This is a genomic window from Enterobacter soli ATCC BAA-2102, assembly GCF_001654845.1.
Lineage (GTDB): Bacteria > Pseudomonadota > Gammaproteobacteria > Enterobacterales > Enterobacteriaceae > Enterobacter > Enterobacter soli.
In genome coordinates, this window is the sequence record NZ_LXES01000012.1 from 18,119 (window position 1) to 29,456 (window position 11,338).

At 53.1% G+C, this 11,338-nt stretch carries 12 protein-coding genes; 4 read left to right on the forward strand and 8 right to left on the reverse strand.

All coding sequences use genetic code 11. The annotated features are described in order from the left end of the window. Nucleotides 1-21: 21 nt before the first annotated feature. Nucleotides 22-1,131, reverse strand: coding sequence for a high-affinity branched-chain amino acid ABC transporter substrate-binding protein LivK (gene livK, locus M987_RS04285; protein ID WP_014072161.1), 1,110 nt, complete (start codon nt 1,129-1,131; stop codon nt 22-24). A gap of 423 nt (nt 1,132-1,554) precedes the next feature. On the opposite strand from livK, the gene panM reads away from it, so the two are divergent. Next, entirely contained in the window at nt 1,555-1,938 is a 384-nt protein-coding gene (gene panM / locus M987_RS04300; RefSeq protein ID WP_014072162.1) for an aspartate 1-decarboxylase autocleavage activator PanM, read from the forward strand. A 106-nt stretch (nt 1,939-2,044) separates the two neighbouring features. On the opposite strand, the gene livJ is transcribed toward panM, so the two are convergent. From livJ to ftsY, 6 genes are all read right to left on the reverse strand, one after another. Continuing rightward, on the reverse strand, nt 2,045-3,145 hold the full coding sequence (gene livJ, locus M987_RS04305) for a branched chain amino acid ABC transporter substrate-binding protein LivJ (protein ID WP_074392736.1): 1,101 nt from the start codon (nt 3,143-3,145) through the stop codon (nt 2,045-2,047). A 229-nt stretch (nt 3,146-3,374) separates the two neighbouring features. Next, complete coding sequence (locus M987_RS04310; RefSeq protein WP_014072164.1) at nt 3,375-4,640, reverse strand: 4-aminobutyrate--2-oxoglutarate transaminase; 1,266 nt, start codon at nt 4,638-4,640, stop codon at nt 3,375-3,377. Nucleotides 4,641-4,775: 135 nt separating this feature from the next. Continuing rightward, nucleotides 4,776-5,633, reverse strand: a complete 858-nt coding sequence (gene rpoH, locus M987_RS04315; RefSeq protein WP_014072165.1) for an RNA polymerase sigma factor RpoH — start codon at nt 5,631-5,633, stop codon at nt 4,776-4,778. A 252-nt stretch (nt 5,634-5,885) separates the two neighbouring features. Next, nucleotides 5,886-6,941, reverse strand: a complete 1,056-nt coding sequence (gene ftsX, locus M987_RS04320; protein ID WP_014072166.1) for a permease-like cell division protein FtsX — start codon at nt 6,939-6,941, stop codon at nt 5,886-5,888. Beyond that, nucleotides 6,934-7,599 carry a cell division ATP-binding protein FtsE gene (ftsE, locus tag M987_RS04325; protein WP_014072167.1) on the reverse strand — a complete coding sequence of 222 codons (666 nt, stop codon included), beginning with the start codon at nt 7,597-7,599 and terminating at the stop codon, nt 6,934-6,936. Before ftsE ends, ftsX begins: the two co-directional genes overlap by 8 nt. Before the next feature lie 2 nt (nt 7,600-7,601). Beyond that, nucleotides 7,602-9,104 carry a signal recognition particle-docking protein FtsY gene (ftsY, locus tag M987_RS04330; RefSeq protein ID WP_014072168.1) on the reverse strand — a complete coding sequence of 501 codons (1,503 nt, stop codon included), beginning with the start codon at nt 9,102-9,104 and terminating at the stop codon, nt 7,602-7,604. Between the two features lie 127 nt (nt 9,105-9,231). Here ftsY and rsmD point away from each other — a divergent pair, with 127 nt between their 5' ends. Both rsmD and M987_RS04340 read left to right on the forward strand, forming a co-directional pair. After that, nucleotides 9,232-9,831, forward strand: coding sequence for a 16S rRNA (guanine(966)-N(2))-methyltransferase (rsmD, locus tag M987_RS04335; protein WP_014072169.1), 600 nt, complete (start codon nt 9,232-9,234; stop codon nt 9,829-9,831). Beyond that, nucleotides 9,821-10,096, forward strand: a complete 276-nt coding sequence (locus tag M987_RS04340; RefSeq protein WP_162271215.1) for a DUF1145 family protein — start codon at nt 9,821-9,823, stop codon at nt 10,094-10,096. Before rsmD ends, M987_RS04340 begins: the two co-directional genes overlap by 11 nt. Before the next feature lie 60 nt (nt 10,097-10,156). On the opposite strand, the gene M987_RS04345 is transcribed toward M987_RS04340, so the two are convergent. Further along, nucleotides 10,157-10,513, reverse strand: a complete 357-nt coding sequence (locus M987_RS04345; RefSeq protein ID WP_014072171.1) for a DUF2500 domain-containing protein — start codon at nt 10,511-10,513, stop codon at nt 10,157-10,159. Between the two features lie 129 nt (nt 10,514-10,642). Between M987_RS04345 and M987_RS04350 the strand changes: the two genes are divergently transcribed. Then, a complete protein-coding gene (locus tag M987_RS04350) occupies nt 10,643-11,269 on the forward strand; it encodes a lysoplasmalogenase (RefSeq protein ID WP_014072172.1) in 627 nt (208 codons plus the stop codon). The last annotated feature ends 69 nt before the right edge of the window (nt 11,270-11,338 follow it).

Consider the following 11,338-nt stretch of genomic DNA (forward strand, 5'->3'; position numbering starts at 1 on the left):
GACGCCCGGGCGGTGGGATAATTATTTGGCGACCGAAGACGAACCGTCGGCGTGCCACTTAAAGACACCAAACTCAAATCCCTTCAGATCGCCTTTCTCATCCCAGTTCAGCGGCCCAATCACGGTGTTCGCCCCGTGCGCTTTTAAATCTTTCACTAAATCCAGCGGTTCTTTGCTGCCGGTACGTTCCAGTGCGGTTGCCAGAGACTGCACGGCAGCATAGGTGATCCACACATACGGACCGCTCGGATCTTTCTTCTGCGCTTTGAGTGCATCTACGATAGTCTTATTCGCCGGATCCTGGTCATAGCGTTTTGGCATCGTCACCAGCATCCCTTCCGCCGCATCACCTGCGATGTTAGAGAGTGACGCGTTGCCTACCCCTTCCGGGCCCATAAACTGGGTTTTCAGACCGGTGCCGCGCGCCTGGCGTAACATCTGGCCCATTTCCGGGTAGTAGCCACCGTAATAGACGAAGTCGATATTTTCTTTTTGCAGACGGGCAATCAGCGCGGAGAAGTCTTTCTCACCTGCGGTAATGCCATCAAAGAACACAATGTTCGCGCCGCCTTTTTTCAGGCCATCCTGTACGGAGCGCGCAAGGCCTTCGCCGTATTGCTGCTTGTCATGAATAATGGCAATGCGCTTTGGCTTGACGTTTTCGAGGATAAATTTGGCGGCCGTTGGCCCCTGGGAGGAGTCCAGACCGGCGGTACGCATGATGTGCTGGTAACCGCGCTGAGTCAGTTCCGGGTTCGTCGCACCAGGAGTAATCATCAGAATGCCTTCGTCTTCATAGATATCAGACGCAGGTTGTGTGGATGAGGAGCAAAGATGGCCGATGACGTACTGAATGCCGTCGTTAACGATTTTGTTGGCGACCGCGACAGCTTGTTTCGGATCGCAGGCATCGTCATATTCCACCCCGACCAGTTTGTCGCCCTTGATACCGCCTTTGGCATTGATGTCTTTAATCGCCTGGCGCGCGCCGTTGAACTCCATATCGCCCCACTGGGCAACCGGACCGGACATTGCGCCTACCACAGCAACTTTAATATCTTCCGCCATAGCTGCATGTGAAATCGCCAGTGCAACTATCCCCGCGATTAACGTCTTCGCGTTCCTTTTCATCTCTGAATCCCCATTCGTGATGTTATGTATATATTTTGTTTTATTATGGTTAAAAAGCATTCTGTACTTTTAATGAACAACGCTATTTTTACCAGTGCCTTTAATGGTTTAGCGCAGTTTTTTGTCAAAAACCAGACTAAAATCTCTATTTTTCAGGCGATTAAGCAAAGATAATATTCTGAAATCAGGCAGAGATAAACAAATAAAAGTACGGTTTGCAGCATAAAATAACGGTACAAAGCGCCGAATAAAACACTGCTATTTAGGTTAAAATTCTGCTTGTTTTTCGATCCATGCGTTTTCGAACTGCACATTGTGACGCCGAAAAACTAATCGCCTGGTAAATGGTTTAATAAGAGGAAGCCGCTGGCTGAATAAATTGAGTACACTGCCCGTACTCTTTTTGATTTGGACAAGCAGCTAATGAAACTGACTATCATCCGTCTGGTGACCTTTAGCGATCAGGATCATATCGACCTGGGCAAGATCTGGCCGGAATATTCCCCTTCGTCACTGACCGTTGACGAGACGCACCGTATTTATGCCGCACGCTTTAACGAGCGTCTGCTCGCCGCCGTGCGCGTGACGCTGAGCGGGACAGAAGGGGCGCTCGATTCCCTGCGCGTGCGTGACGTCACCCGCCGTCGCGGTGTGGGGCAGTATTTAATTGAAGAAGTGATCCGCGAAAACCCGAGCGTGACCTCCTGGTGGATGGCCGACGTGGGCGTAGAAGACCGCAGCGTGATGGCCGCGTTTATGCAGGCGTTAGGGTTTACGGCGCAGGAAAATGGGTGGGAAAAGCGCTAGGTTTCTCTTGTGCGGCCTGATATGTGCGGCCTGATGCCCTCACCCCGGCCCTCTCCCAAGAGGGAGAACACATAAAAAAAGGCAACTTACGTTGCCTTTTTTGCTTTTATTTGGCGTCAGTCGCCGTACCGTTTGCGTGCCAGTCAAACACGCCGAACTCGAAGCCTTTCAGATCGCCCTTCTCATCCCATGACAGCGGTCCCATAACGGTATTTACGGTATTCGCTTTCAGGTATTTCGCGATTTCAGCCGGATCGGCTGACTGGTTCAGGCCCGCCTGCAATGATTGCAGTGCCGCGTAGGTGGTCCAGACGAACGCACCACTTGGATCCTGTTTCTTCGCTTTGATGGCGTCTACGATTGGTTTGTTCGCAGGAACCTGGTCGTAGTTCTTCGGTTTGGTCACCAGCAGGCCTTCAGCAGACTCACCAGCGATGTTAGACAGAGACACGTTTGCCACACCTTCTGGACCCATGAACTGAGTTTTCAGGCCGGCAGCACGTGCCTGGCGCAGGATCTGGCCCATTTCCGGGTGGTAGCCACCGTAGTAAACGAAGTCGATATTCTCTTTCTTCAGACGCGCCACCAGCGTGGAGAAGTCCTTCTCACCGGCAGTGATACCGTCGAAGAACACCACGTTAGCGTTCGCTTTCTTCAGGTTGTCCTGTACGGCACGCGCCAGGCCTTCACCGTATTGCTGTTTATCGTGAACGATCGCGATACGCTGCGGCTTCACTTTTTCCAGAATGTATTTCGCTGCGGTTGGGCCCTGGTCAGAGTCCAGACCGGTGGTACGCAGGGTCAGCTTATAGCCACGCGCGGTCAGTTCCGGTGCAGTTGCCGCCGGGGTGATCATCAGAATACCTTCGTCTTCGTAGATATCAGACGCTGGCTGAGTGGAAGAGGAGCACAGGTGGCCGATAACGTATTTAATCCCGTCGTTTACCACTTTGTTCGCAACAGCTACCGCTTGTTTCGGATCGCAGGCATCGTCATATTTTACGATTTGCAGTTTTTCGCCTTTGATACCGCCCTTGGCATTAATGTCTGCAACCGCTTGTTCTGCGCCAGTGAACTCCTGGTCGCCGTATTGTGCTACCGGACCGGACATTGCGCCGACAACAGCCACTTTAATATCTGCATGAGCCATCGTGCTGAATGCCAACGCGATACATCCTGCCAGTAACGCTTTACCCTTCTTGTTCATCCTGAGAATCCCCATTGTTATGGTTTTTGCAATTGTTGTGATGTTGTTGTGCGGTACATTATTTTTCTTATAGGCATAAGAAAAGCATATGATAGTTATGTTTTCGGTCACTGCCCGTACCAAAGCAGCATACTCTGCTAAAACATACCCCATTTTTATGAATTTGGAATAGCTAATTTGAAATGTATATATGCTAAGCCCGGCAACGTTTCGCTGCCGGGCAGTGGCTTTATCGTGTCAGCGAGGCAGAGATAATATCCAGCGCTTTACGGAACTGCACTTCGGGGATGGTAAGCGGGTAAAGGAAGCGAATGACGTTGCCATACACACCGCAACTCAGCAGTAACAGGCCTTCCTGCAATGCACGCTCCTGGACCTGACGGGTAAAGTCCGGCGAAGGTTGCCCGGTTTGCGGATCGTTGAATTCCACCGCCACCATTGAACCCTGAGCCCGGATATCGGCAATAAACGGACAATCCGCCTTCGCTTTGTTGAGCACTTCCACCAGATGATGACCAAGATGCGCCGCACGCGTGCAGAGATCTTCTTCGTCAATCACGTCCAGCACGGCATGTGCCGCGGCTATCGCCAGCGGGTTACCCGCATAGGTACCGCCCAGCCCGCCCGGCGCTGGCGCATCCATAACCTCTGCCCGGCCAGACACTGCCGAGAGCGGCATCCCGCCCGCCAGGCTTTTCGCCATGGTGATCAGAGCTGGCTTCACGCAGTGGTGTTCCATCGAGAAGAGTTTGCCGGTACGGGCAAACCCGGTTTGCACTTCGTCGGCGATCAGCAAAATACCGTGGGTATCGCATAATGCCCGCAGCGACTGCATGAAATCGGCAGGGGCGACGTTAAAACCGCCCTCTCCCTGCACCGGCTCAAGAATAATGGCGGCAACCTGGTCCGGGGCAATATCCGCTTTGAAGATACGCTCGACGCTGTTTAACGCTTCCTGGCTGCTCACGCCGTGAAGTGCATTGGGATATTGTGCGTGGTAAATCGAGCCAGGGAAGGGACCAAAACCGATTTTGTAAGGCGCGACCTTGCCGGTCAACGCCATGGTCATATAGGTGCGGCCATGGAAACCGCCACCGAAGGTGATAACGCCAGGACGTTTGGTGTACGCGCGGGCAATTTTCACCGCGTTCTCAACGGCTTCTGCGCCCGTTGAGAAGAAGGCCGTTTTTGCCGGGCCGTCAATCGGCACACGTTCGTTAATCCGTTCTGCCAGCGCCACGTAGCCTTCGTACGGTACAATTTGATATGCAGTGTGGGTAAAGGCGTGGAGCTGTTTTTCAATGGCCGCAATCACTTTCGGATGGCGATGCCCGGTATTCAGCACGGCGATCCCGGCGGCGAAGTCGATAACCTCGTTACCTTCCACATCCCACAGCGTGGCGTTCTCTGCTTTATCGGCATAAAAGTTACACATCACGCCGATACCGCGCGGCGTTGCCTGTAAACGCCGGTCATTCAGTTCTTTATTTTTCACCCTGTCCCCCTGAGAAAGTCGCCTGCTTAGCGCATCAGTAAGTGTTTGCCAGGGGGGAGGAATTCGCCAGAGGAGGCGCTAAAAAAACAAAACCCCCGGATTCACATCCAGGGGTTATCGGGTACTTCGCGAGGATTACGCTTCGATAGCGGCGCGAAGTTTTTTCATGGCATTCTTTTCAAGCTGACGAACACGTTCAGCGGAGACACCGTAGCGGTCGGCCAGTTCCTGCAATGTGGACTTGTTATCTTCGTCCAGCCAGCGGGCGCGGATGATATCCTGGCTACGCTCATCGAGGCCTTCCATCGCATGAGTCAGTTTGTTTGCGGCCTGGTCTTCCCAGTTGTCCTCTTCAATGCCATCAGCAAAGTTGGAGGATTTATCCTGAAGATACAGAACCGGTGCCATCGGCTGGCTGTCAGACACATCGTCGTCAGAAGACATGTCAAAGGTCATGTCCTGAGCGGCCATGCGAGACTCCATCTCACGCACATCTTTGCTGGACACACCCAGCTCACGCGCCACCATTTCAACTTCATCCTGATTGAACCAGCCCAGACGCTGCTTGGTTTTACGCAGGTTGAAGAACAGTTTGCGTTGCGCTTTTGTCGTGGCGACTTTCACGATACGCCAGTTACGCAGGACGTATTCGTGAATTTCAGCTTTGATCCAGTGTACGGCGAAGGAGACGAGTCGCACACCCACTTCCGGGTTAAAGCGTCGTACTGCCTTCATCAGGCCGATGTTACCTTCCTGAATCAAGTCCGCCTGCGGCAGGCCGTAGCCCGCATAATTACGAGCAACGTGAACAACAAAGCGCAGGTGAGACAGGATCAGCGTCTTAGCTGCTTCCAGATCGCCCTGGTAATGCAGCTTTTCAGCAAGCTCCTTTTCTTCCTCGGCCGTTAACATCGGCCAGGTGTTTGCAGCCCGGATGTAAGATTCCAGGTTACCAACAGGGGCTAAAGCTAAAGTTTGCATTTCTTTGGTCATTCATTCCTCTCAATGTTTCTTCTGGTCCAGGTTATCCCCATCAGGCAACAACCATGCCAAAGCGTTTGAGCAACGAGATTAGCATTCACTCTTTTATCAGACAGTGATTTTATCCACAAGTTCCAGGTGCAACGGTGAATAAATTACGCACAAAATGTGACATGGAGATGATAATGCGGGGGAAGAGAAAACAGGGACTCTTTCCCTGCAAGCGAACAACTCGGTGCAGGGAAAGATTATATCACGCTTTTATTATTCGGGAGTAAAGTGGCGTAAATGTTGAACCGTCGCCAGCCATGCCGCTACCCAGCCGATCATAGAGCAAACCAGCAGTAACAGCAGGCACTCATCGAACCCTAAGCCACTGATATTAAACTTGGTTCCAAAAACCTGCGCCACTTCGATCACGGCAGATGACAGCCGCATCACCAAAATTTCTGACAATATCAATGAAAGAAATGCGCCAGAAAAGCCCAGTAATGCGCCGCCGTACAGGAACGGACGAAGGATAAATCCATCCGTGGCACCAATCAGTTTTTGCACGTTGATGGTGTCCCGGCGGGCAAAGATGCTCAGGCGCACGCTGTTACCGATGACGAGGAAGACCGCAGCCACCATCAGCACACCGATCATTGCCGACACACGGCCAACCAGCCCGGTCAGGGCTGACAACCGCGCGAACCAGCTGTCGTCCATCCGCACTTCATCAATCCCCTTAATGCGCGAAATACGGTCACGCAGGGTATTCAGGGATTCTGTTCCCTGGAAATCGAGCTTCGGGTTCACCACGGCTACGGCAGGCAACGGGTTCTCTTCGAGCATATCCAGCGCACCGCCAAACCCGGACCAGTTGCGGAACTCACCCAGCGCCTCTTCGCGCGAAAGATAGTTCACCTTATCAACGCCCTGCTCAGCCTGGATCTGCCCCACCACCTGCGCTGCCGCGTTATCGTCGAGCGCTTTATCCAGATACACGGTGATTTGCGGTGAAGGGTAATACTGCGAAGCCGCCTGATTCACGTTCTTGTAGACCATGTAGCAAACGCTTGGCAGCGTCAGGGAGATGGCGATCACCATCACCGTCAGGAACGTGGCCAGTGGTTTGCTTTTCAGATCCTGCAACGCACCGTGGAAAGCGTAGCGTACCTGCTCGTTGAAAACGTTGGTTTTACGCGAGTTCGGTTTTGGCGCAGCTTTCGCACGCTTTGGCGTATTGCGGTTGTTATCCCCGCCGCCCTGCGGTTTGCGGAACCTGTCAAAGCGGTTCCCGAACTGCCGAATCTGGTTTATTGCGTCACGCTTATTCACCGAGGCCTCCGTGCAAATGACCGTCGCTCAGGGTCAGCATCCGGTACGAACGACGGGAGATAAGCCCGATGTCGTGCGTTGCCATCAATACTGTCACCCCAACGCGGTTAAATTCCTCAAACAGACGCAAGATCCCTTCCGACAGGGCATCGTCCAGGTTACCGGTAGGTTCATCCGCCAGCAGCACGGCAGGTTTGTTCACCACCGCGCGGGCGATACCCACACGCTGCTGTTCACCGCCAGAGAGCTGAATCGGGAAGTTCTTCGCTTTGTCCAGCAGCCCGACTTTATCCAGCGCCGCCGATACACGACGACGAATATCATCATAGCTGGCACCGGCAATGATCAGTGGGATCGCCACGTTATCAAATACGGTGCGATCCATCAGCAGGTGGTGATCCTGGAAAATCATACCGATCTGGCGACGCAGGAACGGCACCTCACGGTTTTTCAGGCGGCTAATGTCATGGCCGCTGAAATAGATTTTCCCGGCGCTTGGCCGTTCGATCCCACAGATAAGCTTGAGCAGGGTACTTTTCCCCGCGCCGGAATGGCCGGTCAGAAATGCCATCTCGCCCGGTTGCAGGTGGAAGGTTACCCCCTGCAACGCTTGTCTCCCACCGAGATAGGCCTTGCTGACGTGTTCAAAGCGAATCATTGTTAATCCTCTCGGGCAAATAATGCCTCAATAAAGTCGTCCGCTTTAAACGGACGTAAATCCTCAATACGCTCGCCCACACCGATATAACGGATAGGAATGCCGAACTGATCTGCCACGGAGAAGATCACCCCGCCTTTGGCTGTACCGTCCAGCTTGGTCAGCGTAATCCCTGTCAGCCCTACCGCCTCATGGAACAGTTTCGCCTGACTAATGGCATTCTGCCCGGTGCTGGCATCGATAGTCAGCATAATTTCATGCGGTGCTTCATCGTCCAGCTTCTTCATGACGCGAACGATTTTCTTCAGTTCTTCCATCAGGTGCGATTTGTTCTGCAAACGCCCTGCGGTATCGGCAATCAGCACATCCACATTACGCGCTTTGGCCGCCTGAATGGCGTCAAAGATAACGGACGCAGAATCTGCCCCCGTGTGCTGCGCAATGACCGGGATGTTGTTGCGCTGACCCCAGACCTGTAACTGCTCCACCGCTGCCGCACGGAAGGTGTCACCTGCCGCCAGCATCACCGATTTACCCTGCTGCTCGAACTGACGCGCCAGCTTGCCGATGGTGGTGGTTTTACCCACGCCGTTAACGCCAACCATCAGAATAACAAACGGTGTTTTGCCTTCAATATTAAGCGGTTCATCAACTTTTGCGAGAATTTCGCCCATCTCGTCTTTCAGCAGGCCGTACAGCGCTTCGGCATCACGCAGCTGTTTGCGGCTCGCGCCTTCCGTCAGGCTGGTGATGATTTTACGGGTGGTTTCGACACCAACGTCCGCAATCAGCAGTTGCTCTTCCAGCTCTTCAAACAGATCATCGTCGATCTTCTTGCCGCGGAAAAGACTGATAAATCCGGAACCTAAGTTTTCTTTGGTTTTTAACAGGCTGCGTTTCAGACGCGCGAAGAAACCTTCTTTAGTCGGTTTTTCTTGCTCCTGAGCCACGTCGTCTTCTGCCTGCTCTTCCTCCGGCACGACGATAACCGCTTCTTCTGCGGCTTCTGCGGCCAGTGCCTGCGCTTCCAGCTCTTCATCAGTGAGTTCTGGCTCGAGCTCTGCTTCTTCTTCCACCGCCTCAACAATTTCAACGGTTTCTGCTTCTGCCTGCCACTCTTCTGGGGCGATCTCTTCGGCTTTCACCTCTTCCGGCAGCGGTAACTCTTCATGCTCAACAACCGCCTGAGGCGCTTCTTCAATAGTTTCTTCACGCTCAGCGTCAACCTGAAGGGCTTCAGGTGCCTCTTCCACCGCTACGGGCTCTGGCTTCTCGCTTTCCTGAACCTGTTCGGTGACATCCACAATCTCTTCAGCAAAGGCTTCTGTCTCTTCTTTGCTGTGCGAATGTTCTTCCGCTTCTACAACTGCGGCGGTTTCGACAGGCGTTTCAGCCGACGAATGCTCTTCAACCGCCTGTTGTTCTTCGGTTTTCTGTTCTGTTTCTTGCTCTTTTTCACCGAAGCCCAGCCAGGAAAAGAAGCCACGTTTTTTTTGTTTTGCCATCTGCGACTACACTCCTCGCGGCGCTATATACATGGAAGCTAAAAAAATGATGAAATAGTCTATCACTTAACTTAATTAACATCATCGCCTGCAATCGCAGGCCAATTGTTAGCAGAGCTTTCCTGAAATGAAGAAAACTACCCGCCAGGCCGGGCAAATTCGTATTATCGGCGGTCAGTGGCGAGGCCGGAAATTACCGGTGCCGGACAGCCCCGGTTTGCGCCCAACGACTGACCGCGTAAGAGAAACCCTGTTCAACTGGCTGGCGCCTTCAATGGTGGATGCCCGCTGCCTCGACTGCTTCGCCGGGAGCGGAGCATTAGGTCTTGAAGCACTGTCGCGCTATGCCGCCAGCGCCACGCTGCTCGAAATGGAACGAGGTGTTGCTCAGCTACTTCAGCAAAATCTGGCGACCCTGAAAGCCGCCAATGCCAAAGTGGTGAACACCAACACCCTTTCCTTCCTGTCCCAACCGGGAACGCCGCATGATGTGGTATTTGTAGATCCGCCGTTCCGTAAGGGACTGCTGGAAGAGACGCTCGCGCTGCTTGAAAACAACGGCTGGCTGGCTGACGGCGCGCTGATCTACGTAGAAAGCGAAGTCGAAAACGGTTTACCGCCAGTGCCTGTTTACTGGGATCTACACCGTGAAAAGGTCGCAGGCCAGGTGGCCTATCGTCTGTATCACCGACAAGTACAAGGGGAATCCGATGCCGATACTGATTAATCTGGGGCGTTTATTGATGCTGGGCGTATGGGCATTTCTGCTCCTGAACCTGGTGCATCCATTCCCACGGCCGATGAATATTTTCGTCAACGTGGCGCTGATCTTTACCTCATTCATGCACGCGTTGCAGATGGTGATGCTGAAAAACGGCCTGCCAAAAGATGGCCCACAAATGACCGGCTGGCAGCAGCTGCGAGTGTTTATTTTTGGCGTGTTTGAACTGCTGGTGTGGATGAAAAAGTTTAAGGCGCAGGTGAAGAAGTAAGGTGCGACCTGATGCCCTCACCCTAACCCTCTCCCACAGGGAGAGGGAACCGAACGAGCGTTATTCAGCCCTAAAATCTTCAAACCGCGACCCTTTGTAACTCAACGTCCCTTTCTCCCCTACCGTCAGCTGATGGTACTGCTGCGCTTCCAGACGGAACGTCATTTCCAGCCCGCCGGTTTCGGGTTTAAAGCTCGCCTCATACCGCACGGATGTCCCGGCTGGCGCAGTTTGCTGCTGGCGTGAACAGCGGTCGTTAAGGGTTTTCTCGCGCTTATTACTCACCACCACGCGTTTTTGCAGTAACGGCGCGGCATCGTTACTGGCCTTCTCGCGGCGCTGCTGCACAAAACGGAACGACGCGGCGATAACAATTATGGCCACCACGATAACGAAAAACAGCGGCATCTTGCTCATTGGTTTATCCCATCAGATTATGCGGAAATCAGGATACCTTGCCTTATCCGACATTGCCAAACGCCTGCCCGCGTCACTACACTGAATCAGAAACTGATTATTCAGTCATAACAGATACAGGGAGTTAATATGCTTTGGTCATTTATCGCTGTCTGTTTGTCTGGCTGGCTCTTCGTCGATGCATCTTATCGCGGGCCTGCCTGGCAGCGTTGGTTGTTTAAACCCGTTACCCTGCTCCTGCTGCTTCTACTCGCCTGGCAGGCGCCAATGTTCAATGCCGTCAGCTACCTGGTACTTGCAGGCCTGTGTGCCTCACTGGTTGGTGATGCCTTAACGCTGCTACCCCGTCAGCGATTGCTCTATGCCGTAGGGGCATTCTTCCTGTCGCATCTGCTTTACACCATCTATTTTGCCAGTCAGATGACGCTCTCCTTCTTCTGGCCGCTGCCGCTGGTATTGCTGGTGATTGGCGCACTGCTGGTCGCAGTGATCTGGACACGCCTTGAAGAGATGCGTTGGCCAATCTGCACCTTTATCGCAATGACGCTGGTGATGGTGTGGCTGGCGGGTGAGCTGTGGTTCTTCCGTCCAACATCAGCTGCAATGTCGGCCTTCTTCGGCGCATCGCTGCTGCTTATTGGCAATATTGTCTGGCTGGGCAGTCATTATCGCGGCCGTTTTCGCGCGGATAACGCGATTGCTGCCGCCTGTTACTTTGCCGGTCACTTCCTGATTGTACGATCGCTGTACATCTAAATAACCCTTGACTCTGGAGTCGACTCCAGAGTGTATGCTGCGGCTAATGAGAAAATTATCATTACCGGA

Excerpts from the sequence above, each read along its gene's own strand:
- livK (WP_014072161.1), bottom strand. The coding sequence starts at position 1,131 with ATGAAAAGGAACGCGAAGACGTTAATCGCGGGGATAGTTGCACTGGCG.
- ftsY (WP_014072168.1), bottom strand. The coding sequence starts at position 9,104 with ATGGCAAAACAAAAAAAACGTGGCTTCTTTTCCTGGCTGGGCTTCGGT.
- rsmD (WP_014072169.1), top strand. The coding sequence starts at position 9,232 with ATGAAGAAAACTACCCGCCAGGCCGGGCAAATTCGTATTATCGGCGGT.
- M987_RS04350 (WP_014072172.1), top strand. The coding sequence starts at position 10,643 with ATGCTTTGGTCATTTATCGCTGTCTGTTTGTCTGGCTGGCTCTTCGTC.
- ftsE (WP_014072167.1), bottom strand. The coding sequence starts at position 7,599 with ATGATTCGCTTTGAACACGTCAGCAAGGCCTATCTCGGTGGGAGACAA.
- livJ (WP_074392736.1), bottom strand. The coding sequence starts at position 3,145 with ATGAACAAGAAGGGTAAAGCGTTACTGGCAGGATGTATCGCGTTGGCA.
- panM (WP_014072162.1), top strand. The coding sequence starts at position 1,555 with ATGAAACTGACTATCATCCGTCTGGTGACCTTTAGCGATCAGGATCAT.
- rpoH (WP_014072165.1), bottom strand. The coding sequence starts at position 5,633 with ATGACCAAAGAAATGCAAACTTTAGCTTTAGCCCCTGTTGGTAACCTG.
- M987_RS04345 (WP_014072171.1), bottom strand. The coding sequence starts at position 10,513 with ATGAGCAAGATGCCGCTGTTTTTCGTTATCGTGGTGGCCATAATTGTT.